Source organism: Jannaschia seohaensis (assembly GCF_900116765.1).
In the GTDB taxonomy this organism is placed as follows: Bacteria; Pseudomonadota; Alphaproteobacteria; order Rhodobacterales; family Rhodobacteraceae; genus Jannaschia; species Jannaschia seohaensis.
This window is the reverse complement of sequence record NZ_UETC01000013.1, coordinates 28,310-53,176: the sequence shown is the minus strand read 5'-3', so window position 1 is coordinate 53,176 and position 24,867 is coordinate 28,310. Positions and strand designations below refer to the sequence as shown.

Genomic DNA, 24,867 nt, shown 5'->3' with positions numbered 1-24,867 from the left:
GCTTCCCGCTGGATGGCGCTTGGAGAAGCTAAAGTTCTACGCCGGAGTCCGGAACAGCAATGTCGACAAGACAATTGCTGACCATGAGGAGCCAGTTCAGCTCTGCAACTACACTGACGTGTACTACAATGAGCGCTGAACAGGACGAGAAGATCGTGGAAGCTGCGCGTGCGAACAACTTGGCAAATTTCTCGTCGTATCTTGAGCGGATGCTAGACGAGTTGTTCATCGACCGCATGGAGGGCAACGAGGAAATTTTCTCTCGTGTGATGACGGACAAGCAGTTCCGCGCCGCGGCGCACGAGCACCTCGCCAGTGAAATCTTCCGCCGGGCCCAGAAGGCAGATCCTGTTGAGTGAACCGCTGAGGAGGTCGCTAGGCATTTGAATTTCAGGTGCGCTCGCAAGGCGAAAGGAAAATACAACTATCATGCGGGTGCAGCATGAAAAAATGTATGCGTTTCAGTGTTTTGGTGCTGTGCGCCGGATGCGAAGCGGTTCACAGCCCCGGAGAATATCGGCCCTGAGAGACCGCCTCCGAGCCTCCAGGCCCCGGGGCCGGTGCTCAGCCCCTACCGCAGAACCCTCGAAAACAAAAAGAAAATCCGACCACAGCAGGTTCGGGAGAACGCTTTCGCGAGGGCAAGTGGCGGACAGGAAGGCCGCCATAGGTAAATCCGGCACCATCCGGTGTAGTCCGAATATGTCCATGATCTAAGGGCCATACGTACCTTCCCTTGTGCGGGACGTTCCGCCATAGTCCGAGGCAATCCACGTTTAGGTGGGGGATATGCCGGGGGATGGAATAGTGCAGTCGAACAGCAGGAAGCCGGACAAGGCGCTGTCGGCGCGCTTCGTTGAGACCGTAGCGGAGCCCGGCAAGTATTTCGACGGCCAAGGACTGTTCCTGCGCGTGGCAAAGAACGGCTCACGGCAATGGGTCCAGCGCATCACCATTCGCGGCAAGCGTTGCGAACTCGGGCTGGGCAGCCCGCCTGCCGTAACCTTGGCGATGGCGCGCAAGGTGGCGCTCGAAAATCGCGGCCAGGCGATGCTGGGCGGCGACCCTCTGGCCGAGAAGCGGAAGGTGCGGGAGGGCATGACCTTTGCGGACGCGGTGGACCGATACCTTGCGGCCAAGCTGTCGGAGTTTCGGAACGAGAAGCACCGTAAGCAATGGCGCTCGACCCTCGATAACTATGCCGTGCCGAAGCTGGGGCCGAAGCTGGTCTCCGAAATCTCGGTGCAGGACGTGCTGCGCGTGCTGGAACCGATCTGGCAGGACAAGACGGAGACCGCATCGCGCCTCCGGGGCCGTATCGAGAACGTCTTGTCATGGGCGACCGTCGCCGGACACCGAACGGGCGATAACCCGGCAAGGTGGAGGGGCAACCTGTCCGAGACCCTGCCCAAGCCCGCGAAGGTCGCGAAGTCGGGCAATCAGCCCGCTCTGGCGCTGGGGGACGTCTCGGCATGGTGGGCCGATCTGTCGGAGCGCGAGGGGATGGCGGCTCAGGCGCTCCGCTTCCTGACGATGACCGCCGCCCGCTCGGGCGAGGTGCGGGGCATGACGTGGGACGAACTCGACCTTGGGGACGCCGCGACTCCCGCGACTTCCGCGACACGGGGGGGCGTCTGGACCATTCCGGCATCGCGGATGAAGAACGGGCGCCCGCACCGTGTGCCGCTGACTGCGGAGGCGGTGGCGCTGTTGGAGGCCCTGCCGCGCCTGGACGGCTCGCCCTACGTATTTTTCGCGCCCAAGGGCGGGATGCTGTCGGACATGTCCATCAGCGCCGTGATGCGGCGGATGCAGGCGGCGAAGGAGAAGACGGGCGAGGCCGGGTATCTCGACCCGGTCAACAAGCGGCCTGCGGTGCCGCACGGGCTCCGCTCGACCTTCCGGCAATGGGCGGCGGAGCGCGGCTATCCCCGCGACATGGCCGAAATCGCGCTTGCACACTTCATCGGGTCGGAGGTGGAGCGCGCCTATCAGCGCAGCGACATGCTCGACCGGAGGCGGGATATGATGGCGGCTTGGGCGCGCGTGCTGGAAGGCGGCGAAGATCCTGTCCGGATTGTTCGGATGAATGGAGTGTCATAGTGAGCGACAAGAAAGATGACACGGGCTCTGGGCGTTCCGCTCACACGCTCGGTAGCGACGAAATGTTTACCTACCATCGCGTCGTCGAGCGAGTACAGGGCGCCAACACTAGTCCGGAGATCGAATTTCGCCACGCACTTGCGCTCCGGTTTACAAAAATAGGAATTATCCTTCAGGACGACGGCTGGCCGCCACTCATGAACCGGGTCGAAGTCAGCCAGGAAGACGACAGCGTTTGGTTCGCCCTTTCCGAGGAGGACGAGGCGCGTACATGGGAAATTTGGCCGGAACTCCGCGTAGAGTGCGACGTCCCTGAGCCTGAATGGTGGGGCCGCGGTTTAAAGGCCGAACTCGGCCTAAACTTCACCTGTAAGAGGACGAGGCGCGGGACACAGGCGTACTGGCTTGCTGCAGAGGCGAACGTCATTCGCACGATACTCGATGCCGAGACAGAGCAGGCGGCGCTATGGGATGCCGCCCGTCTCGGGGAACTCCGAACTGAGGCTCGTTTTCATGGTTTGCATCTTCCGGCTATAACGACCGGCCGAAAGCAGCGTCGGGTTCTCGATCAGCATCGTTCAAAAGCCATTACGTCGAGTCGAGCATCAGCGGCTGAGCGGCGCGATGCCATTCGGACCATGCTTCCACAGACTAAATTGACCGGCAAGGCACTATCAGAGTACCTCATCCGGAGATTGAAGGACGAGTACGGCATCGATATCAGCGAGCGTTCAATCCGACGCGACCTTCCCGCTATCAGGGCTGAGAGCTTGGATTAGATTCAGTATCGAGTTGAAGCGGACCAAACAGGCTCGGGCGACGTTCCGCACCTTGACCGAGCGCGGCGAAGCCATCACCTCTGCTGGGAACCAGCTGGACCAGGACGCCAACGCGGCGCGTCTCAGCGGGGACGAGGCGGCGATGCAGTTCCTGACCTCGCAGGCGAACGTGAAAGGACCGATCAGCGATGCCCTCACCGAAGCAGCCCAAGCCCTCGCGGGCGGCGATTCCCTCCGGGCCGTATCAGGCCGATTTGTCGACGCTGTCCGAAATGCCGCCGGAGATCTTTCAGGCGGCGGCCGACCGGGCGGCGCAGGACGTGAAGCAGGATCGCCTGTTGAAGCAGGTGGGCGAGACCTACGCCAAGCAGGGCCGGACGATGCCGACCAAGCCGTGGGGCCAGATGAAGACGTAGACCAGGGCCCCGGCCTCTTCGACGCCGAGGCGACGTTCGTCGAGCCCTACGGCGACCGCTCGGTCATCGTTCGGGGCGTGCCGCGCGAGGCGGCGGAGGTCTTCTCCGACGTCGGGGTTCGCCCGATCTGGAACCAGGGCGCTCAGGGCTGGGTCTTCCCGGCCCGGCTGGAGCGCGACGTCACTGCGGCGCTGGCGGAGCAGGATGACCTGTTCGGCGGCGCCCCGGCCGGCGGGCGGGACAACGCGCGCGACCGGGCGGAGATCGACGCGTGGCAGCGGCAGAGCCGGATGCGCCGCGGCGACCAGCAGCGGGTCGAGAATGACGAGGATACGCTGTTCGGAAGGGGCGCCCAGGGCGATCTTCTGGCGCAGGCGGAGCCGGAAAGGCAGGGGCAGCGCGACCCGCGTCTTGCACGCTTTGTTGGGGCCACCGCGTCTGTCAACGGCCTCGACACCATGCACCACACCATGCCAGACATCCGCAAGGACCAGGCCGGAGATGATGCGGCGAAGTGGCTCCGAGGCCGTGGCGCCACCAACCTGCGGGCGCGCGAGTACGCCCTGGCGGTCAACGGCGACGGCGACGTGATCGCGATCGGGTCCGGTGGGCGAAGCTCAATCGGGTTCGGGCCTGCCGTGGCCGCGGTCACTGACCCGGAAGCCGGGATCGTCTTCCACCACACGCACCCGCGTGGGACTTCGTTCTCGTCGTCCGACATCTCCGCCCTGGCGCATGGTGGCATCGCAGTTGTCTACGCTCACGGGACCGATGGATCGACCTACCGTGCGGAAATGACTCCGAATGGGCGCGCGTTGCTGATGCAGGGCGTCAACAACACGCTCACCGTTGGCAAGGCACAGGCCTACGCCTTTTCGACCATTCGCGATCTTCGCGGTTTTGCGGCAGGTCCGGCCCATCAGATCCTGCAGGCGGAGTTCACGCGCCGGGTCAATGAGGGGGCGGACCCGACAGAGGTGTCGAATGCCCTCGCTGTCATCGAGAGCGATGCCGCGATGCGGGTTCTCCACGACGAGGGAGTGATTATATCCGAGAGGCAGGGCAGGAACGATCTCGAGCAGATCGCTGGGCTCGACGCCGCTCATGACCAAGCCCGGCGCGAGGTGCGTCGGGAGTTGCAGAGACTAGGATTCGCCAATGCTGATCGACCCGCCGAGCCCGTTCGCCGACTTGGAGACATGGAAGGATTTCCTTCGCGAGATGGAAGCCCTTATGGCCGAGACCAAGGAGCCGAGCGCGCGCGAGATCGTTCGGATGGAGATGGACAGCGCCCGCAAGCAGATCGCCCGGATGCAGAGCGGCAGCCCCGACGCCGAGGCCGCCCCCGCCCCGTAGACCCGCGCCAGGGTTCTCTCTTCGAGGAAGCCGAGCCGTTCGGCACCGACGCCTTCCGCCAGTGGTTCGGCGACAGCGCCGTCACCGACGCCGATGGCAACCCGCGCGTCGTCTACCACGGCACGACGGCGGGCGACTTTGAGGCGTTCGACCCGGCCCGGAGCGGCAGCGCGACCGGCGCAGCCGATGCGCGTGAGGGGTTTTTCTTTTCCGCCTCGCCCGAGGTGGCATCCACCTATGCCGCCGGGTTCGACGCCTACCGAGACAACCGCTTCCTGGCCGCGATCAACGCGCTGACTGGCGGCCTCTACCGGCGCGCGAGTGAGGGTATGCTGCGCACGGTGGGCATGAGCGCGGTGGAGCCAGACGGCACCGTGATGCCGGTCTACCTCTCCATCCAGAACCCGCTCGAGGTCGATGTCGAGGGCGCTGAATACCGCGCTGACACCTATGCCGAGATCGTCGCGAAGGCGAAGGAGGGCGGCCATGACGGGCTGGTGATCCGCAACGCGCGCGATGAGGGCTTCGGGCCGGGCGGCGACGTCCTCACCGACGTGTTCGTCGCGTTCGAGCCGGAGCAGGTCAAGAGCACGTTCAACCGGGACACGTTTGACGCGGGCGATCCGCGGATCAGCATGCAGGAAGGTGACGGATCGCCCGACCCCGACGCCCTCGCCCGCGCGCTCCCCGCCATGCGCGCCGCCCTCGACAAGGCCGGTCTGAAGCGCGTTAACCTGCGCGTCGATGCGCGCGCCGAAGGCTGGCAGGGCGCCTTCATCAACGACGGGATCAGCGCTGGCGAGATCGTCATCGGTGCGTCCCTGGACCCGACGGCCACGCTGCACCACGAGGTCATTCACGCGCTGCGGGCCATGAAGGCCTTCACCGACGCGGAGTGGACCGCGCTGCATAAGGCGGCCGCCGACGAGTGGATGGAGAAGCACGACATCCGCGCGCGCTATCCCGACCTCGCCCCGTTCGAGCAGATCGAGGAGGCCATCGCCGAGGAGTTCGGCGCGTGGGCGTCGGCCCAGGAGAAGCCGCGCGGCATGGTCGGCCTGGCGCTGCAGAAGATCCGGCGCGTGCTGGACGCCATCCGCGGGGCGCTGACCGGCGCGGGATACAACACGCCGGAGGACATCTTCGGGCGGATCGTGGCGGGCCGGATTGCGGCGCGCGGGGCGGAGACGAGCGTGGTCCGCGCGCCGGGGGCGATGGCGTGGCAACGCTGCGCGAGGCGGGGCTCGAGATCGTCACCTATGACCGGGGCGAAGACGGCGCGCGTGCAGCTGCGATCCGCGGCATGGGCCCGCGCGTCCTCTTCCAGGGCCCCGCGCTGCTCCCCGGCGATCACCCCAGGCGCATCTCCACGCGGTTCCCGACGCAGAAGCGATCGACCGAAGATCCGATCGCCGAGCGGCTGGTGATCTCGGCGGACGCCATGCGCGCGACACCTGCGGCATGGCTACACAATTCCACCGTCGTCCGCTCCTACCCCAACTGGCCGAAGGAGAGCCGCGTCCGCAACCCGGACAAGGTGTTCGACGAGTTCAAGCAGCACGTCGTCGGCAACCTTCTGTGGCTGCACGATCAGGTGCCGGCCGAGATCCGCAGCCAGTCGAAGCGCTGGTATGATGGCGCGCGCCGGATCACGGACGCATGGTCGGAGCGCTATGGCGTACCGGATCACTCGATCGCCGGCGCTCTCGCCGCGCTGTCGCCGCAAAAAGACTGGTACCAGAACGTCTCCTTGGCGGAGCGCGTCCTCGACATCATGGCGTTCAAGTCCGGCGAGCCGTGGACCGACGCCATGGCGGAAACGGCGCGACGCATCTACCGCAAGCCCGACCACAAGCCGCTCGTCGATGCGGTGAGAGGCAAGTCTTTGACCGACATCAAAGACGAGCGAGCAGCCATTCAAGCGACGTGGGTCCGCGTCTACGATGAGACGTACCACGACCGCGCATACCGCGTGGTGAGCGCCGAGGGCGAGTTCATCGGCGAGCCCAGCGGCAAGGTGGCGTGGGGGTCTAACACCGAGATCGGCAAGGCCATCGCGGTCATTCGCGACCCGAGCTACGAGAACGTCTCTCGGAGCATGGGCGAGAGGCACAAGGTCCGCAACTTCTTCAACAACATCCTGGCGCCCAACAGCCCGCATGGAGATGTCACCATCGACACCCATGCCGTCGCGGCTGGTCTGCTGCGGCCGCTCTCGGGTGCATCGGCGGAGGTTCATCACAACTTCGGCTCGTCTCCCGAGAAGAAGAAGCAGCCGAAGGGCTGGATCGCGTCCAAGAAGAGCGGTGTCTCGGGCGCTGAGGGCACCTACGGTGTATATGCGGACGCCTACCGCGAGGCGGCGGCGCAGCGAGGCATCCTCGCCCGGGAGATGCAGTCGATCACCTGGGAGGCCGTGCGCGGCCTATTCCCCGCGAAATGGAAGCGCGCGAAAAACGTTGCGGCGGCCGATGCGATCTGGAACGAGTTCCGCGAAGGGACTATCTCTGTCGAGGACGCAAGGAGAAAGATCAATGATCTCGCGGGAGGAATTGCAGACCCTAGCTGGTACGGACCCGATAGTGGAGGTGATGCTGGAGTATCAGATGCCTCTTACGCGCGAGACCTACCTGGCACTGGCGTACCCGGACAATCTGCCATCCGAGTGGACGGCGGAGCACGAGGCGGAGTTGCCGGAGCCGTTCCAGATCAAGGACTGAACGAGTCCTCGGTTCGGTTCCAGCGCCCCGCGCTGTCCCGCTCCCCTGCCGGCCGCGCCGCTGCCGCCCAGCAGACCCAGACCGCGCACATCCCCGACCGCTCGCTCTGGGAGGAGCTCGCCGCGGCGAACCGCTCCGCCCTGGACCGGATGACTGGAGGCGGGGGCGCGCTGCGGGACCGGCTCGACCGCCGGCGCAGCCAGCAATGGCGGCGCGACAGGCACGAAGACTGGCCAGCCCTCCGGCGGCCGCAGCGCCCCGTGCCGCTTCAGTTCTCCCGGCGCCACTTGTCGAGCTGCGACCGCGACACTGAATGACGCCGAGCCACATCCGTCAGTGTCGCGCTCCGGAGCCCAACCTCCATCAGGATCCGGAGCTTCTTCTCGTCCGACCACCGCAGGCGGCGCTCCACCCCGTCCAGAACCTCGCCCCGCATCCGCACCCCAGCGCAAGCGACGTCCCTAACGACGTCCTTACGCACGTCTCCTAAGGGGTCAGGCCAAGTTCAGGCAGGCGGTCCCGATCGGCTTGCAGTTACCCACAAGTCGCGCGGCTTCCTCAGAAGGCTGTTGATGCCGATGAATCCTGTGCCGTCGGCTGATCGGGAGAGCGGCATGAACAAAGTTGGCCAAACCGGCTAAGCTTGGCCAAACGCGTTGGACCAACTTCCGGGCATCCACAAACGGACCCGAAAGGAACACGGTATGTCCAACAGGCTCATTCGTCGCTCCGAAGTCGAAGCGCGCACGGGGCTCTCTCGCTCAACGCTTTACGACTGGATGAAGCGGGGCGAGTTCCCGCAACCCGTGAAGCTGGGAGCGCGCATGGTCGCGTGGCGCGAAAACGACATCAACGAATGGCTCGAGAGCCGCGAAACGCGGGCGGCCTGACGAGTGGCCCGCAAAGAGAGCCCCGGCGCGCCTGTGGCGGGCGCGGCCGGGGCTGGGATGCTCATCAACGCCAAAGCTGAAAGCGCCTATTTCATAGCATGTAAGGACTGCCGAGGCACGTCCTTTCGAATAGCCCGACTGCGACAACGCCATGGGCTGACCTTGAAGCAGGCCGAACTGGTGGCCGCGCTCATCTGGGGAGGAGCCGATGACTGACGCTCGCGACCTGACCTCGATCTTAGCGGCCGATTGCGACGACGCCTTTGGAGCCGCAGCGGGTGATTTTCCTCGCCGCTGGAGTTCGCAAGGCCGACGATTGCCGATCGCTAGGCCGCCGCGCGGGACGGACTTCGATGACCTGCTGCTCCTGCGGCTGTCCATGATCGAGGGAACTGTGAAATGACCGGGCAGCTGCAGCCAGACGATTTTGACCCGCACGGCGATGCGACCGTGGGAGCCGACGAAACCCTGAACCTGCTGGACGGGCTGGTTGACCGGGCGGCGGAAGACCCCGGTGCGCCGTTCGCGCCGGATGTTCTGAAGTGCCTCATCGCGCTGAAGACAGAGAACCGTGCCGGGTTCGAGGACCTTCGCTTCCGGCTCAAGAAAGCGGGATGCCGGGTTACGGCCTTGGACGAGGCCATGGCCAGGGAGTGCGGCGGCGGTCGCGGCCCGACGCAGGCCGAGATCCTGATTGAGTTCACGGCAGCCGCGGAGTTGTTCCACACCCCTGACGGCACTGCCTTTGCGGACCTGAGGATCGAGGACCACAGGGAGACCTGGCCTGTGCGGAGCAAGGGGTTTCGCCGCTGGCTGACCCAGCAGTACTTCGAACAGACCGGTGGAGCGCCGAGTTCAGAGGCGCAGGTGTCCGCGTTGAACGTTATCGAGGCAAAGGCACATTACGACGGGCCGGAGCGGCCGGTCTTCAATCGCGTCGGTCGTTACGGAGACCGCCTCTATCTCGATCTCGGCGATGATGCCTGGCGCGCGGTCGAGATCGACGCATCTGGGTGGCAGGTTGTCGAAAGCCCACCGGTCCGGTTCCGCCGGGCCTCCGGCATGAGGCCGCTGCCCGTTCCGACGCGCGGCGGCTCGATCGAAACGTTGCGTCGCTTCCTGAACGTCAAGTCCAACGAGGATTTCGTTCTGGTCGTCGCCTGGGCGATGGCGGTGCTTCGCGAGTGCGGGCCCTATCCCGCGCTTGTGCTCTCGGGAGAGCAGGGATCTGCCAAGTCCACATTCTCGGCGATCCTCCGAGCGCTGCTCGACCCGAACGGAGCGCCGCTCCGCGCCCTGCCGCGCGAAGACCGCGATCTGTTCATCGCTGCCAGCAACGGTCACGTTCTGGCGTTCGACAATGTCTCAGCCCTGCCGGGCTGGATCTCGGACACGCTCTGCCGCTTGGCAACGGGCGGTGGGTTCGCGGTGCGCCAGCTCTACACCGACCAGGACGAGGTGCTTTTCCAGGCCGCGCGACCGATGATTTTGAACGGGATCGAGGACATCGTGACCAGGCCCGACCTTGCGGATCGCGCGGTCTTCCTGACGCTCGAGGCGATCCCAGAGGAGTACCGAAGACCCGAGGCGGAACTCTGGGCTGCGTTCGAGGCGGAACGGCCCCGCATCCTCGGTGTGCTGCTGGACGCTGTTGCGGAAGGCTTACGGCGCCTGCCGGAAACCCAGCTTCCGAAGCATCCGCGCATGGCGGACTTCGCGCTCTGGGCCTCTGCCTGCGAGTCGGCCCTCTGGCCCACCGGCACCTTCTGGTCTGCCTATAGCGGCAATCGGGACGAGGCTGTCGAGGGGGTGATAGATGCCGATCCGGTCGCTACCGCGTTGCGTGCCACCATGCGGGAGCGGACGGAGTGGACGGGAACTGCCACTGAACTTCTGAGCGCTCTCACGGAGGCGGTCGGGGAGCGCGTCGCCAAGTCCAAGACTTGGCCCGACAGCCCACGCACGTTGTCCGGGTGGCTCCGCCGCGCCGCCACCTTTCTAAGAAAGGTCGGCATCGAGATCGACTACTACAGGGAAGGCCGCGCACGCACCCGAATGATCCGGATTACGGCGGCCACAAACCAGCCAAGCCAGAAAAATGGGGGGACGCGACCGTCCGCAGCGTCCGCTTCGTCCGTAGCCGGAGAAAAGCCGTGCAGTGAAAATGGGTTCGGCCATGGCGCCGCGCGGACGGTGGCGGGTGATGCGGACGATCTGCATATCGGAGCTGAGCATACCGCCCGCGCTAAACACTTGAAACCAAGAGGAGAGGTCGCTGCGGACGCTGCGGACGCAGACTGCGCTCCTCAATCTGGTCCAGAAAAAGGAAACGCAGCCGGGTTGGAGGGAAGGCTATGAGCGCGGCTGAAGCGCTAGAAGTGGCACGTTCCGCGCGTTTGGAGCTGCGCGTCGATGGGCAGGGCTTGGTGCTGAAGGCGTCGGTGCCGCACTCACCGACCGTTCTTGATCTCCTCGTTCGAAACAAGGCCGGAGTGGTCGCGATCCTTCGAACTGAGGTTGAAGACTGGCCCGCGGATGAATGGCGCGTCCTCTTCGACGAACGCGCTGCCATCGCCGAGTTCGACGGCGGCTTGTCCCGGCAGGCCGCCGAAGCTCTCGCACGTGCCTGCTGCGTGGCGGAATGGCTCAATCGCCATTCGGTGCGCGCATCGCCGGAAAAGTGCCTCTTGTGCGGCCAAGCGGATTACTACCATGAGCCGCTCTTGCCCTGTGGGACTGAGGCGGAGGGCCATGCCTGGCTGCATCACCGATGTTGGGAGGATTGGCACGCCCGCAGGAAAACCGAGGCGACAGATGCCCTCGCGACGATGGGGATCACAATCAGGAGCAGCACGACATGACAACGCATAAGACAAAGGGTGAGAAGGCAGCAAAGACCGCAGTCGCGAACGCTCCGGGCGATCACAAGGGTGCTCTGAAGGCCCTTGGCGGGTCTCAATCGGACGACTGGAATACCGTCCTCGCGATGCAGGCGACCGACGGCCTATGGCTGAAGAACTTAGGAGATGACGAGCGCAGGCGCCGCCTGGCAGCAACGGTCGCCGCTCTGAATGGGATCGCGCCGACGGACGAGTTGGAGGGGATGATGGCGGCGCAGTTGATCGCCTCCCACAACGCCGCGATGGAGTGCTACAGGCGCGCCATGATCGGAGAGCAGACCTTCGAGGGCCGCCGCGAGAATCTTAACCAGGCGAACAAGCTATCCCGAACCTGGGCGACGCTGCTGGATGCACTTAACAAGCATCGCGGGAAGGGCCAGCAGAAGGTGACCGTCGAACACGTTCATGTCCATGCAGGTGGTCAGGCCGTGGTCGGCAACATCGAGCGACCCGGGGGTGGGGGCGTGAACGGATCTGAGGAACAACCCCTTGCAAAGTAGTCTGCCGATGCACCTGACTCCGCGCTGCGGTGCGCGGACGCGGAACGGCGGCCCGTGCCGGTCGCCCGCGATGCCAAACGGCCGCTGCCGGATGCACGGTGGCAAATCCCCGGGCGCGCCGATCGGGAACAACAACGCCCGCAAGCACGGTCGCTACACGGCCGACGCTGTCGCGGAGCGGCGAGAAATCGCAGGGCTTCTCCGTTTGATGCAGGAGCTTATCAGGGAGATGGACAGCAGATAGTGGTTAGCTGGGCCGAGAGAACTGAAATATTCAGATACCTTCATCGTAATGCTCTTGAATGATAGCGTCGATTAGCTTTCCCTCGAAACCAACAACGCAGTCTTCACCATATTCGACGACGAGGTCGCCATCGAGTCCGCCCGAGAAATTCCAGTACTCCCATTGGCCGACTCCTTCATGGACGCTTCTCGTTCTGATCCGGAGAGCTCTGCCCGACCGCACCCGCGACCAACTTTGCGGCGTGAGCGTAATCTCATGGATGTCATAGCCCCACTCAACCCCGATATTGGCCCCGCCAGGCCTCAGCTTCATCACACTTCCTCTCGTGTTCCGTTCTCCATTGAGAAGACGATCTGGGAAATTGGTTAGTGAAATTGACATTGTGCCTGAGGGTTTTGGTGTGGCCGCTCTCGGTACAGTCGTGACGAGACATCCTTCGTTAGGCTTAACTCGCGCCTCAAATAGCCAAAACTTCACTCGCACGGGCAGGCTGATCGTAGTGAGGAGCATTCAGCGGCGTGCGGCCTGCGGATTTGTAGTACATCAGTTCACCACCTTATCGATGAAACCCAGAGTGCTCGCGTTCTCCAAGAGCGTTCGTACCTTCGCGCGATCAAGTCCGGACGTGACCTCGGCATCGATCTCCAGCCGCAGCGAAACCTCCGCTCCGGGAAGCGTCGTGAGCTGTTCAACGATTGCTTCGACAATCTGATGCATATCGCGTGCCGGTCGGTCTGACGATAGCATGACGGTACCGACAAATCGCTTCGGTTTTGTCTCTGCCTCTGGCTCGGATCCACTGCCGGGATGACCTGCTGCCGCACCAGCTGGCGCACTGCTGCCTTCGTCAGAACTAGCCGTCGCAGTATCTGATCCGGAGCCGAGCCCACTCTGCTCCGGAGCTGCTGCAGGTTTTGGCCGATATGCTTCTGCGATATCCGGCCGCACAATGACAGAATCGCTGTCAATCGATACGAGTGCGTTCGATGATTTCTCGATCGCCAAGCCGGCGTAGGATTGGGATGCTTCGTCCCACCGTTCGGCATAGGCGAATGGGCCGGGAAGCATTCCCGACACAGCTGATTGGACGGATTTCGTCAGTGCATCCCGGTTCTTCAGGCGAGGGAGGTAGGTGTAACGATTCAGGTACTCCCAGAGATCCTTGAGATGCAGGTGTTTCTTCCCACTCCAAATGTACTTTTCCAGCTCGCGATTGAGGCGCTCGGGTCCAATTTCTGGCAACAGTGCCTCATCGCTCACGAGCTTCTTACTTGCACGGCCGAGAACGCCGTCTTGGGCGGGAATGCGTGCTGACGTTAGTTCGACGTCCGATTGTGCGGTGTCTTGATAAGGATAGATCAGGTAGCACCAAGTCTCCTTAAGCCGAGTATGAACTGTTTCTCGGGACTCCTTCGCCTTATCCTTCGCCAGCGCGATGTCGCTCGTCTTCAGGTCCAAACGTCCAGTATCGGCGTCTCTGACAATCCCATCCCATGCAAGCGACGACCGCATGGCCTCCTTCAGGTTCTCCAGCTGGCGACTGTCTGCTGAAAGGAACACGAGCGTGTTTCGATAGACGCGGGGTGTCGCTCCGCGCTGCAGTAAGATGTCCTTGACTTCGACCATCGCATCGGAGCCGTCGCGACCTGTATGCGGATGCGCAACGCCCAGAACGACAGCCCTAATCCCGCCGGCTTCGTCGGGCACTTCTGAGGAGCTATCGGGGGCAACCTGAACGGCGTCGAAATGACCTCGATCTGCTAGGCCGTTGATGTAGCCTGTCAGAGCCTTGTCGATCTCGACCAGAACCAAGGCCTCTTCCAGCTGTCCAGCCCGGTCCGAGGCGACGCGATTCAAGCTCGCCGACATCGAATACCAGTAGCGACCGAGGTCGCTGTGCATGAATTTCGCCTGGTTCGTCAGCCGGCGGAGCGCGTCACCGAAAATTGCTACTTTTTCGCCAGGCTGCACGACACCGAGATTGATCCGCTTGTCGTCGATCCCGCGGTTCTGCTGGCCCTCGGTAGGCGCTGTCGCGACGAATACCGCCCGCGCGACACGACGGGTCGCCGAGTAGCGGTTCAGGTTGGGAGCGGATTGGTCGATTTTGTATGGGGTGGAGTTCATTCCATCTACGTCGCCCGCGATGATCCCCTGCCAGGCATTTGGCAAATAGTGGAGCAGCTCAGGCTCGACACGAGCGGAGCTTATCGCCACGCTTCCGGGCATGATCATCACAGACGGATCGCCCGACATCCACAGTTCGTGGATGACTTGTGCCATCAGGCGCAGCACACCGCGCGTCCGCTGGAATTTGTCGAGCGATCCCCACGCCGTGTAGAGATGGTCGAACAGGTCCGGATGGATCGGATACGCCTTTTCGAGTTTGCGGCGGTAATCTTCGTCAGCGCAGCCCTGGGGGAAATCGTTCGGGCTTTCACGGTACAGCTTGGCGAACTGCTTCAGGGTGTTGTCCCGATGCATGTACTTGTCGCCGGGGATCTCCTTGAAGAGTCGGCGCCGCACGATCTCGTAGCTCTCTTCCTGCGAGGCCGGGCGCCATGAGCTCTCCACACGGCTGAAGGTCTGCTTGAGCCGCGCCAATGCTTCCTGTCCGCCTTCGCCACCAACCTCGATCTGGGACGCAGGAAGAGAGGCAACAAGCAGCGTCTGCGGCGAGGCCTTCACGGCTTCTGTCAGTGCTTGAACGAATGAAAGGTTCGCATCGAAGGAGCCAGAGGGCAGCCCTTCGACCTTGTAGATCTGGCGCAGATAGGCGACCCACTCGTCGATCAGGATCAGGCTCGGCGCGCATTTCTTGAAGATCGCCTCGAGCAGGTTTGACCCAGGCGCAATCCCGCGCGCATCGTTCTCGGCGATCATGTCGAACGCGTCTTGTCCGCCCAGCTGCCACGCAAGCTCGCCCCAGGTCGTCCGGATTTCCTGACCACCATCCAGCCGGATGACATCCTGCGGGCCGCGCGACGTGCCCACCAGAACGGCTCGGCTGATCGTGTCCGGAACGCTCAGACCCTTCTCGGAGAGCAGCTGGTCCAGGCCCGGCAGGTCGTGCACCGGCGTCTTGCCGACCATGTGGTAGAGCGCCAGCATCGAGTGCGTCTTGCCGCCGCCGAAGTTGGTCTGCAGCTCGACGACCGGATCGCCGGACTGGCCGGATAGCCGTTTCGCCGCGCCCTCCAACAACCGGCTCAGACCATCCGTCAGATAGGTCCGGCTGAAGAACTCCCGCGGATCACTGTACTCGTAGGGCGCGCTGCCGTTGTGGACCTTGGCGAGGTCGGCGGCGAACTCGGCCTGCTGGAACTCGCCGGTCGCGACGTCCTGGTGCGGCTCCACCACGTCCCGCCAGGGCAGAAGGCCCGAAACCGTCTCGGTCGAGATCGTTGAGACGTTGCTCTTGCGCTCCTCCGAGCGGGCCAACTCTCGATACTTCGTGCGCAGGATCGTGTCGCGCATCTTGCCGATTTCCTCGGCGCTCTGGCCGGCGCTCACCGCCTCCAGCAGGCGCCGCATCGAGTCCAGTGCGCGCTCGGCGTCGTCGTAGGAGAACTTGCCGTCATGGGCGAGCTTGTTGCGCACATCGACCAGCTCGTTGACGATCGAGCGATGCGTGCGGTCCAGCACGTCGCGGAACGCGTCGTTCCACAGCCGCTCCATGATCTTCAGCAGCTTCTGCGTGTCGAGGCTGAACTTCCCGTTCTGCTCCGGCCGCCACTCGGGAAAGCGCGAGATCACGTCCTGCGGCCAGCCCTTGCCCAAGGCGACCTCCAGCCGCTGCATCACGAACGGTTGCAGGCCCTTGGGCAGCAGCTCCATGCCCTCGAAAACGGTCTGGCGTGCACTCTTTGCCATCTAAAAACTGCCCTCAAATATCCATCGCCGTCTGGCGGTTCACATCTTCGATCCGGATCGTCGCGGCGAGGCGCGTCAGGTCCGTCCACACCGCGATCAGCCCGTTGTAGGAGGTCGCCTCCTTCGCGTCCTGCCGCTTGTTCGAGCAGACGTCGTAGAGGTAGTAGGCGAGGTCCTTGACCATCTCGGCGCGGTCCGGGCCCAGCTTCTTGAGCAGCAGGGCCGCGGCGTATTCGCCGTCGTTCTCCAGCACGCGGATCAGGTGCTGGCAGCATTCCCAGATCGTCAGGTGATCGTCATCGGCCGGGTCCCAGTCCGGGTCCAGCTCGGCGCGCTTGAGGATGCGGACCTTGCCGGCGGAACTGTCGACGATCCCGGCATGCTTCACGCTCTCGACCGAGATGCCGCGCGCGCGGGCGAGGTTGTCGGCCGCGCCGTAGTCGCCCTTGTCGGTGCCGTGCTGCTCGAACCAGGTTGCGGCAAAGCGGGTGTCGGCGTCGAACTCGCCATGCAGGTCGTTCAGGAACTCGTCCAGCTCGGCATTGATCAGCTGCAGCGCCGTCTTGACCGTCATCGGGCTGTCGTCGGCCTCCAGCACCGCCCTGTAGCGTGAGAAGACACCCATGCCGGGGCCGATGGCCGATTGCGGCATGTCCGCTGGGGAGACGTTGGCGGCCTGAAGCTCGGCGATGGCCGGGGGGAGTTCGCGTTTCAGGGCGCGGATAAACTCGGCGCGTGTGATCTTGTCTGCGGAAAGGACTTTTCTTCGACAGACCAAGACAACGGAATTTGCCAATGCGTTACTCTTAGACGCGCGACGGCGCACTGAGTTTTCGGTGCGGATTGGCCACGTCCCAACCACTGATAAGTCCGCATCAAAGACTGCCTGAAGGAACGTAGCCCAGCCAGTCGATGCCACGCCTTCTGTCTCAATTTCGCTCTGCTTAAATGCGTAATAAATTGTGATTGGGAAACCATCTGACGCTTGTCTCTGTAAGTTCACCATGGCTTGGGTCATGCCGTCCAAGAAAAACGACTCTGCCGCCTCCGCTCCTCCATATCTTACTCTATCCGCTACAAGCTCTTCAGACTTGGGTGCACTAAGTGTCGAGATGATCTCTGGAAATACAAATTTTTGCGATTTCCTAAGCAGGCCATAAAAAAAATCAGAAATATCCGCGTATGGAATATTATCATAGTACGGTGGGTCAGTAGACACTACGACACACTTTTCTTCAACGGATACAGTCTGAGCGGAAGTCTGCTGGACGTCTCCGACCAAGCCCAGCCCAGCATTGGCAAGGCCGCCAGAAACGCTTCGGCAGATGCTGTCAATTCCAATCATACCGCCGAAGGGATTTCCCTCCACATAATCCCAAACCATTGGTATGACGTGACGTCCGAACATATGTGATATGTTTTCATTCGCAGCATTCCACCCACAATGCGCATTCATAAAATCTGCAAGCTTATCTATGGCAAAACCCAAGTAAAGGTTGATGGCTCGAATATATTCTCTCTTTTCGTCATCACTGAAGGACTCTTCCGCGCTCTGGCTGGAAATATTAATATCTTTCTCGACTATGCCTCTTACCTGAGGAAGTAAATCTATAAGTTCTTTCAGGCACATCGCCTGGCGCGGAGAAAATAGGTCAGAGAATGTACTCATGCCATACCCCAGTACACCTATATACTGTGAGTGCTGAGGAAGTGTGATTTCATTTATATCGGGGTGCGCCAAGTGCGTTGCAATGTGCTCGTGCTCAAGCGTTGGTGATGCGTATATTCTTTTTCTATTACCTTCGGCAACTATGCACATTAATTTAGTGCCAATTTCACCTCGCTGCCCACACTTCTTCACATAGTCCGGAGTAATCGGTGAATTTGAAAGTAGGCAGACAAAGTTGGCTCCCCTCCCTTTCTTGGTTCCTTGCGCCGCCGTGTTAAGGAGGTCCTTATCACCGGAGTAGCGCACCAAAAAATCCACTTTACCCGATGACTTATCCACCACGGGCTCAATGAATGCCTCCGCCCCTTTCTTTTTGGAGAGAACAAAGGTTGCCGCGATAGGAACGGGAGCTCCCCCAAATGCTGGGTCGGGCGAGGGGACAGTGCGGCTCCAAAGCCACGCCGCCACCCTCATCTCGCCACTCCCCTTAATTGAAATAGTCGGATAGCATTTTCCAATTTTTTCTTCGGCCAAGTCCCTCAAGACTTTTCCGTAGTATCTAATATCCTCAGAAAGTCCCTCGGCTTGCTCGTAGCTGTGCTTCTCGCGAGCACCGCCATGTACAGGTGGCCTTCCAGAGAACCGAGCTGGAAAATCAATCATTGCTGTTGAGATTAGTGCGGCAACAGGATTAAGGTCGCTAGCGACCGTTTTGAGCCCGAGGCGTTGAGCCTCAAACGGAATAGCACCACCACCGGAAAATGGATCTAATACTGTGGGCAATTCCCCGTTTGTCGACTTCTCTATCTCATCCGCCGCTCGTTTTAGAACGGATGCATTTGAAGAGTTGTTCCATTCGATCAGGTCTTCGATTATAGCAAAGAGCCGCTGCCTTTCCCGAAGAACTTCGCTTTCAGTTGGAAAAGCATCCGGGAAGTTGGACGGATCATCGACAAGCTGCGCAAACAAGATGGCGCGGCATGCCGGCAATGGTCGCCTTGCCCACCACTGATGTAGCGCTCGTGGGTGTCCCTTTAAAAATGGGTTAGTCTTCTCCTTCATGGATGCCGTGTTGATGGCTTCCAGCGGAATAGCGACTTCGATGAGTTTCTTCTTGTAGGTGGTGGTCATGGAAATTCTTTCAGTAGGGCGCCGCCGCTTCGATCTGCTGAGCCATAGTCTTCAAACTGGCGCAGATCGTATCGAGGCGGTTCTGTTTCTTGAGCCATGCGCCACTGGACGACATGCGCTCCTGGTCGATGGATTCGAGCGCCCGTTTCTTGGAGACGGCACTGTCATGCGCGGCGAAGTTTCTAAGCGCGCTCAGCTTATCGAGAGCGTCGGTGTAGGTGGCATCGCGAACAATGTTCAAGAACCAGTTTCCGTCGGGAACGACCTTCTTGATGGTTCTGATCAAGCCTGACCGCCCAGAAAAATCAAAGTAACCATCGCCACAGATCAGATACTCGCATACTGCAACGCTCATGTGCTTTGGAAAATCGCGGTCTTTGTGAGCAGAAAACGTAGATGAGTCTCGGTTTATTAGCGTTATCAGACAGCTCAGCATCAGATCTTCGAATTCTCTGTACACACGAATGATTGCAAGGTCGTACGCCCACGACTCGTCTTGATCTGAAAGCTCGCTTGCTGCTTTGCAACGCCCAACAAACGCTACTATTTCGTCAACATTCTTCACAAAGTCCTGCGCAGCCTTTTTGATATCTTTCTTGTTCAATTGGGCGCTCCAGCTCGCTCCAAAAGGCGATTGATGTTGAATTGAATGGCGTTCTGCTCGAACGGCGGCTCCCGAGTGTCTAGCGCGCCGCGGAGATAGCGGGGCGCGTGCACATAGCCTGCGCCGACCTGGACGAAGGCGAGGATGAACTTTTCGGGCTCGTGGAGCGAGGTGATGACCTCCTGTCGGGTGATCATCACTGTGTCCGCGCCGTCGATCCGGCCCTTCACCTCGATGAAGCGCATGTGGTCGACGTTCGGATCGTAGGACGCGATGTCGTAGCCGACCTTCTGGGCCGACACGTCCTCCGGCCGGTTCCCGAGTTCGCGCTCGACGGCCATGACTGCCTCCATCGCCTTCAGCTCGATCTCGCGGCGGGCGACCGGATCCTCCGAGAAACCCGACCCGGCATCGGCCATCTCGGCCGGCATGCGCTCGCGCAGGAGGCCGCGAGGCACTACGACCATCCCGCCGCGCACGCGGGGAGGCTGGGCCGAGATGAACCGCTCCTGGTCGATCAGCTCCAGGCGACGCTTGAGGCGCTCCGCCAGATCTTCCGCGCGACGCTGCGCGTTCTGCCAGTTGAGGCGGGTCTTCTTGCCGGCCTTTTCTTGTTCCTTCAGTTCGAACGCGCGCGAGTCCCAGTAGTTGATCTCTTTCTTGAGGCGGGCCTTCACCTCCTGCTCGACCTTGTCGATCTCGGGCAGTCGGCGCCCGCGCACTTCCGCAACGTGACCTTGGGCGAGTTCGACAGTGGCGAACTGAACGACCTTCTTCTCGAGGTCGCCCCGCAGCCAGTCGGCGTTCAGTAGATCCTCGACACCGCCGATTTCCTCCGGTGTTGCCGGACGAAGGTTGAGGTGGGGCGCGATCCCGGCGTTGGTCACGTTGCCTGCCTCGTCGATCGCGGCGAACTGCAGCTTCTGCGAAATCACGTTGGCGTTGCCGGAGCTGGTCGGGCGGCCGTCTTGCACGCTGTGTTCGAGCAGGAACAGGGCGGAAACGTCGGTGCCGTCGTCGGTGTCATCGACCAGGACAGCCCCTTGTTTCATCAGGTGGTCGTTCTGCTCGCGCACAAGGCTAATGACAGCCTCGAGCAGTGGGTGCCCGGGGTAGACGAAGGCCGCGACAGGCTGCTGGTTGATCTTGCCCTTTTCGAAGCAGATGCGCTCGTACTTCTTCTGAAGTGGCGCACCGGAGCCGATTTGGCGGTCACGCTCCCGCACGCTGAGCGGAACATGGGTGATTTCCCACCGTCCTTCTTCCCGGCGCTTGATCTGGCCGCCGAGCCGCTTGAATGCCTCGACGAAGAAGCTCTGGATGTGATGGGGCTGCAGGCGCTGAGCTTCGGCTCGCTCCATCTCGAGCCGCAACTCCTGAACCCGCGCCTCCGGCATGGTGTCGCTGGTGAGCTGCCGCTTCTGCAAAAGGTGGAGGAGGTGGCTTTGGTCGACCGCGCCATCCACTGTCTGGAAGAGGCGCGCCTTCACCTCGTCCTGCTCGCCATACTGAATTGCCTCGAAGAGAAGGTCCCTTAGCGCCCGCTCTTCGAAGAGTTCCCCGAGAACATCATACACGCGCCCGCCGAGAGCTTCGCGGGCGGCCTCTAGCTTTTCCAAAAGCCGCGCGTAGACTTCCCCTTCGCGAGTTTCCTTCGCCACCAGATTCCACAGATGGCAGACTTCTGTCTGTCCGATCCGGTGGATGCGTCCAAACCGTTGTTCGATCTTGTTGGGATTCCACGGCAGATCATAGTTGACCATGAGATGGCCGCGCTGAAGGTTCACGCCTTCGCCGGCCGCATCGTTTGCGATCAACACCAGGAGATCGCGATCCTGCATAAACCGCTCTACGACCTTCCGCCTCTCTTCACGGGATACGCCACCGTGGATGACGTCCACTGCATCGGGCCTTCCGAGCCGTGCAACGACCTTTTCACGTAGGTATTCGAGAGTGTCTTTGGGCTCCGTGAAGATGATCAGCTTGCGTCGATAGCCGTCCGGATCGAGCATCAAATCGTCATCGAGAATCCGATCGAGCTGCTGCCATTTCGTGTCCTTGCCTGAGCGAAGGACTTCAAGCGCCTTGCTCTCAAGTCCCCTGAGTGTCTGAACTTCCAGTTCCAGTTGCTCCACGGTTTCTGCCGTGGTGGCCCCGGTGGAGATCAGTTCCTCAAGATCATCGATTTCATCCTGGCCGTACTCATCGAGGTTTCTGAGCATCTCGTCGCTGATAGACGTTTTGCTCAAGGACGATGGGGTGCTTCTTGTGGCGAGCTTCGCCTCGGAGAGCTCATTCTCCAGCCGCTCGCGACGCCGCTTCAGGGACTGGTAGATGGCTGCCGGGCTGGATGCGAGACGGCGCTGCAAGATCTGCAGCGCAAAGCCCACATTGTTCCGTTTCTTGCCATCGTCCTCGGCGAAGCGCTGCACGCGGTTCATTTCGTTCCGCACATATTCGGTGACAGCCGTGTAGAGTTCGGCCTCCTGAGGGGATAGTTCGTACTTAACGGTATAGGCGCGCCGCTCGGGAAATAGCGGCCGGCCGTCGAAGCGGAGAAGCTCCTCCTTCGTCAGGCGCCGCATCATGTCCTCGACGTCAGCGACATGCACGCCGTCACGGAAGCGACCCTCGAAGCGGTCTCCGTCCAGGAGGGCCATGAACAGTTGGAAGTCTTTTTCTTTGCCGTTGTGCGGCGTTGCCGACATCAGCAGGAAGTGCCGGCAAGCTCGGCTCAGCAGCTGACCGAGCTGGTAGCGCTTGGTATACTTGACCTCGTTGCCGAAATAGGTCGCCGACATGCGGTGGGCCTCGTCGGCGATTATCAGATCCCACTCGGTAGACGCCGTCAGCTTCTCCTGCAGCTCATCGTTACGCGACAGCACGTCGAGGCGTGCGATAAGGCGGTTGTTGTCGTTGAACGGGTTCCCTGATCTCGAGCTCTCGATCATGTCCCGGGTCAGGATGTCGAACTCCAGTCCGAACTTCTCGCCAAGTTCATCTTGCCATTGCTCAACAAGACTGCCCGGTGCCACCACGAGACAGCGCTCGAGATCACTGCGGGCGATCAATTCCTTGATCAAAAGGCCTGCCATGATCGTTTTTCCCGCGCCGGGATCGTCCGCGAGCAGGAACCTGAGAGGCTGACGCGGGATCATTTCGCCGTACACTGCCGATATTTGGTGCGGCAATGGATCCACGAGGCTGGTGTGAATTGCCAAATAGGGGTCGAAGAAATGAGCGAGCTTGATGCGGTTTGCCTCGGTCACCAAGCGGAGCAGAGCACCATCAGCGTCGAACGACCATTTCCGTCCACGGCTTTCAATACCGAGCCGGTGCTCGTCGTCGCGGTAGAGCGTCGTTTCCGCGACAGAGCCGTTCGATGCCCGGTACACGACATTGATCGCCTGATCTCCAATCCATTCCACAGAGATCGCTTCGACCGTTTGGTTCGGAACGAGCCCCGCGACTGAGGCCCCATTCCTGATGTCTTCCAGTCTGGTCATGGCTCCACATCAATTACTTGTCTTGCCGGCGGCGTTCGAACTACTCGAGAGCAGAAGGGCGCAGGGTCTGTCTGATTTCTCCAATGGGCCGCCTCCCATGCGTCCCGGTCGGATGATCTAAAGCTACATTGCTTTCAGTATAGTCTCAGACCTTTGAGGTCGCGCAGAGGGCGAAAATATGCCCCAGATCTTCGTGAGTCGGGCGCTTGCCGCAACCTCATACTTCGGAACAAGTTTTTTTCCTTCTGAGTCTGTTCTGTCGGGCACGTTGGCTGTCGCCAACCACACGTCAGAGAACACCGAGCACTGGATCGTGGCAAGTTGCTACTCGTGTAGTCCTTGCGTACCCCTTCGGCTGTGCGATGCGCCCGGCTTTCCCCTCCTTCTATCGGATACGACCCTAAGGTCGACTCCCAGTGCCCCCACCCGGTCGCCGGCGACGCTGATCATCTGGGCTGCCGACTGCGCGTCCCCGGTGCAGGGGAGCCTTGGCTTCAATCTAGCTCTCGTCACCGGCCCAAAAATATGTCCGGTGAAGGTCCCGGCCGCACAGCGCTCGTGGGGTTACCCCGAGCGCACGAAGGCCCGTCGGTCCTTGCACCGTCAAGGTGGGGGATGTGCCGGGGGAGGAATCTGATAAAGATACAATTTCTCCCTGTATATCCGGATACTTAAGAGATGATGGTGGCGGACAGGAAGGGATTCGAACCCTCGAGACGGTCTCCCGCCTACGCACTTTCCAGGCGCGCGCCTTCGACCACTCGGCCACCTGTCCGCGGGCGGGTCTATGCGATTGGCCGGGTGGGGCGCAAGGGGGCAGATGGCGGGAATGTGCGCGCCGGCGGGTGGATGCAGTCCGGGCGGGGAGATATTGGGCCCGAGTAGATAGGGAATAGACTGCGCTCAGGCTCAGAAGGTGTGTCTTTTTCCTGCCTTTCGCCCTGGCCCTCGCGAACGCGCAGGAGGTCTCGGGTCTTGCGCCAAGGGACGATGGGGCGCGGCCGGGCGAGAAGAGCGTCGACAGGCTCGGAACGGATATGCGGCTCGAGGCCGGAGGCAGGGGGCTGGCGGCCGTGACGATGGCGGGAGCCGTGGAGCGGGCCATCAAAATGCGTGGCTGCCGGGGCCTCGGTCTCGCTAGCGCCAATATCGCCTTACGCATCTTTCCGCACGCGACGACGGGGAGGATCGAAGCGGCGATGTGCCTCCATCTGTTCAAGACTGCGGACGGGACCGCACCACTATCTGCCGTCCCGCCATCGCTGCGCCTACCCCCTATGTCGCGGAGATGGCGCTGCGCACACCGAGCAGCGCGGCAAGCCGCTCGGCATAGGCGTCCAGGGGCGTCCCGATCCGGGTCACGAGGACCAGGGACCGCATCGCGTCCAGGGCTGTCGCGTCGAAGGGCTGCCGCGCGCGCGCCAGATCGATCTCGGGCAGGACCGTTCGCCCCACACCCGCGTCGAGACAGGCGACGATGGTCTCGACATGATCCAGAACGATCCGGGGCGCGTCGCGCAAATCGGGGCGATGGGCGAGTTCCGCGGCGATGACGCGGCCGATTCCTGTCGTCGGCGCGAAGTGGAGAAAGGGCAGGGGGGCTTCCCCGGGCGGTACGGCAAGGATAAGCCGATCCCGTGCGAGCAGCGTATGGCGCCCGCCTCCGAGCGCGACACCCGTCGCCGTCACCACGGCCGCGTCGAGCGCGCCCTCTGCCACCAGCCCCTCCAGCTGTTCCGAGAGCCCGGTGCGGAGATCGAAGCGGGTATGCGGCAGATCCCGCGCCACGGACTGAAGGAAGTCCGGCAGAAGCCGCGCGCTCGCGCTCGCCACCAGACCAAGCCGGAAGCGGCCGGCCAGGGGCGCTTCGGGGCCCGCCAGAGCCCGCAGGCGATCCTCGGCGGCAAGAACCTCATCGGCGGCCTCGGCCACGCGGCGCCCCAAGGGTGTCAGGCGCGGAGGCCGGGTGGAGCGATCGAACAATGCGCCGTCGAGCTGGGCTTCGAGCGCCTTCATCTGCATCGACACGGCCGAGAGCGTCATGTTGAGGCGCTCGGCCGCCTCCCGGAAAGAGCCGAGCCGGGCAATCTCACGGAGGGTGCGGAGGTCGCGGTTCTGCATGTTCAGTTCGATTGAATTTATAGTCAATTCTAATTCGGTTGCTGTTGACTAACCC

General features: G+C 62.0%; 19 protein-coding genes and 1 tRNA gene. 12 read left to right on the top strand and 8 right to left on the bottom strand.

All coding sequences use genetic code 11. The features are described from left to right. Positions 1-128: 128 nt before the first annotated feature. From DTQ71_RS18890 to DTQ71_RS24970, 6 genes are all read left to right on the top strand, one after another. Positions 129-359 carry a hypothetical protein gene (locus DTQ71_RS18890; protein WP_211317158.1) on the top strand — a complete coding sequence of 77 codons (231 nt, stop codon included), beginning with the start codon at positions 129-131 and terminating at the stop codon, positions 357-359. 430 nt (positions 360-789) lie between these two features. After that, positions 790-2,103, top strand: coding sequence for a tyrosine-type recombinase/integrase (locus DTQ71_RS18885; protein WP_109565868.1), 1,314 nt, complete (start codon positions 790-792; stop codon positions 2,101-2,103). Then, entirely contained in the window at positions 2,103-2,882 is a 780-nt protein-coding gene (locus DTQ71_RS18880) for a hypothetical protein (RefSeq protein ID WP_109565867.1), read from the top strand. The genes DTQ71_RS18885 and DTQ71_RS18880 overlap by 1 nt, the downstream gene beginning before the upstream one ends. Positions 2,883-3,070: 188 nt before the next feature. After that, positions 3,071-3,298, top strand: coding sequence for a hypothetical protein (locus tag DTQ71_RS23635; RefSeq protein ID WP_109565866.1), 228 nt, complete (start codon positions 3,071-3,073; stop codon positions 3,296-3,298). Then, on the top strand, positions 3,277-6,081 hold the full coding sequence (locus DTQ71_RS18870) for an ADP-ribosyltransferase-containing protein (protein WP_109565865.1): 2,805 nt from the start codon (positions 3,277-3,279) through the stop codon (positions 6,079-6,081). Before DTQ71_RS23635 ends, DTQ71_RS18870 begins: the two co-directional genes overlap by 22 nt. Positions 6,082-6,095: 14 nt before the next feature. Continuing rightward, a complete protein-coding gene (locus DTQ71_RS24970; RefSeq protein ID WP_425452109.1) occupies positions 6,096-7,691 on the top strand; it encodes a DUF7178 family protein in 1,596 nt (531 codons plus the stop codon). On the opposite strand, the gene DTQ71_RS24965 is transcribed toward DTQ71_RS24970, so the two are convergent. Next, positions 7,643-7,810, bottom strand: a complete 168-nt coding sequence (locus DTQ71_RS24965) for a transposase (protein ID WP_109565930.1) — start codon at positions 7,808-7,810, stop codon at positions 7,643-7,645. The two genes, DTQ71_RS24970 and DTQ71_RS24965, sit on opposite strands and share 49 nt — an antisense overlap. 268 nt (positions 7,811-8,078) lie before the next feature. Here DTQ71_RS24965 and DTQ71_RS18860 point away from each other — a divergent pair, with 268 nt between their 5' ends. The 6 genes from DTQ71_RS18860 to DTQ71_RS24680 all read left to right on the top strand — a co-directional run bounded on the left by DTQ71_RS18860 (position 8,079) and on the right by DTQ71_RS24680 (position 11,908). Further along, on the top strand, positions 8,079-8,264 hold the full coding sequence (locus tag DTQ71_RS18860; RefSeq protein WP_109565864.1) for a helix-turn-helix transcriptional regulator: 186 nt from the start codon (positions 8,079-8,081) through the stop codon (positions 8,262-8,264). Between the two features lie 208 nt (positions 8,265-8,472). Then, positions 8,473-8,667 carry a hypothetical protein gene (locus DTQ71_RS18855; protein ID WP_109565863.1) on the top strand — a complete coding sequence of 65 codons (195 nt, stop codon included), beginning with the start codon at positions 8,473-8,475 and terminating at the stop codon, positions 8,665-8,667. Beyond that, the gene (locus DTQ71_RS18850) at positions 8,664-10,622 is read left to right on the top strand and encodes a hypothetical protein (protein WP_109565862.1); all 1,959 of its coding nucleotides are present in this window, start codon (positions 8,664-8,666) and stop codon (positions 10,620-10,622) included. Before DTQ71_RS18855 ends, DTQ71_RS18850 begins: the two co-directional genes overlap by 4 nt. Next, entirely contained in the window at positions 10,619-11,125 is a 507-nt protein-coding gene (locus DTQ71_RS18845) for a hypothetical protein (protein ID WP_109565861.1), read from the top strand. The genes DTQ71_RS18850 and DTQ71_RS18845 overlap by 4 nt, the downstream gene beginning before the upstream one ends. Beyond that, positions 11,122-11,664, top strand: a complete 543-nt coding sequence (locus DTQ71_RS18840) for a hypothetical protein (protein WP_174900364.1) — start codon at positions 11,122-11,124, stop codon at positions 11,662-11,664. Before DTQ71_RS18845 ends, DTQ71_RS18840 begins: the two co-directional genes overlap by 4 nt. 7 nt (positions 11,665-11,671) lie before the next feature. Next, positions 11,672-11,908, top strand: coding sequence for an HGGxSTG domain-containing protein (locus DTQ71_RS24680; protein ID WP_109565860.1), 237 nt, complete (start codon positions 11,672-11,674; stop codon positions 11,906-11,908). Between the two features lie 30 nt (positions 11,909-11,938). Here the strand turns inward: DTQ71_RS24680 and DTQ71_RS18830 are convergent, their stop codons facing one another. The 7 genes from DTQ71_RS18830 to DTQ71_RS18800 all read right to left on the bottom strand — a co-directional run bounded on the left by DTQ71_RS18830 (position 11,939) and on the right by DTQ71_RS18800 (position 24,812). After that, on the bottom strand, positions 11,939-12,220 hold the full coding sequence (locus DTQ71_RS18830) for a hypothetical protein (protein ID WP_109565859.1): 282 nt from the start codon (positions 12,218-12,220) through the stop codon (positions 11,939-11,941). A 231-nt stretch (positions 12,221-12,451) separates the two neighbouring features. Further along, complete coding sequence (locus DTQ71_RS18825; protein ID WP_245947652.1) at positions 12,452-15,745, bottom strand: DUF499 domain-containing protein; 3,294 nt, start codon at positions 15,743-15,745, stop codon at positions 12,452-12,454. 49 nt (positions 15,746-15,794) lie between these two features. After that, a complete protein-coding gene (locus tag DTQ71_RS18820; RefSeq protein WP_109565857.1) occupies positions 15,795-18,581 on the bottom strand; it encodes a DUF1156 domain-containing protein in 2,787 nt (928 codons plus the stop codon). Positions 18,582-18,591: 10 nt separating this feature from the next. Further along, entirely contained in the window at positions 18,592-19,185 is a 594-nt protein-coding gene (locus DTQ71_RS23235; RefSeq protein WP_146204899.1) for a hypothetical protein, read from the bottom strand. Further along, positions 19,182-22,691 carry a helicase-related protein gene (locus DTQ71_RS18810; protein WP_109565855.1) on the bottom strand — a complete coding sequence of 1,170 codons (3,510 nt, stop codon included), beginning with the start codon at positions 22,689-22,691 and terminating at the stop codon, positions 19,182-19,184. The genes DTQ71_RS23235 and DTQ71_RS18810 overlap by 4 nt, the downstream gene beginning before the upstream one ends. A gap of 685 nt (positions 22,692-23,376) precedes the next feature. Next, positions 23,377-23,466: transfer RNA gene (locus tag DTQ71_RS18805), tRNA-Ser, on the bottom strand. A gap of 500 nt (positions 23,467-23,966) precedes the next feature. Beyond that, positions 23,967-24,812, bottom strand: a complete 846-nt coding sequence (locus DTQ71_RS18800; protein WP_109565854.1) for a LysR family transcriptional regulator — start codon at positions 24,810-24,812, stop codon at positions 23,967-23,969. Between the last annotated feature and the right edge of the window lie 55 nt (positions 24,813-24,867).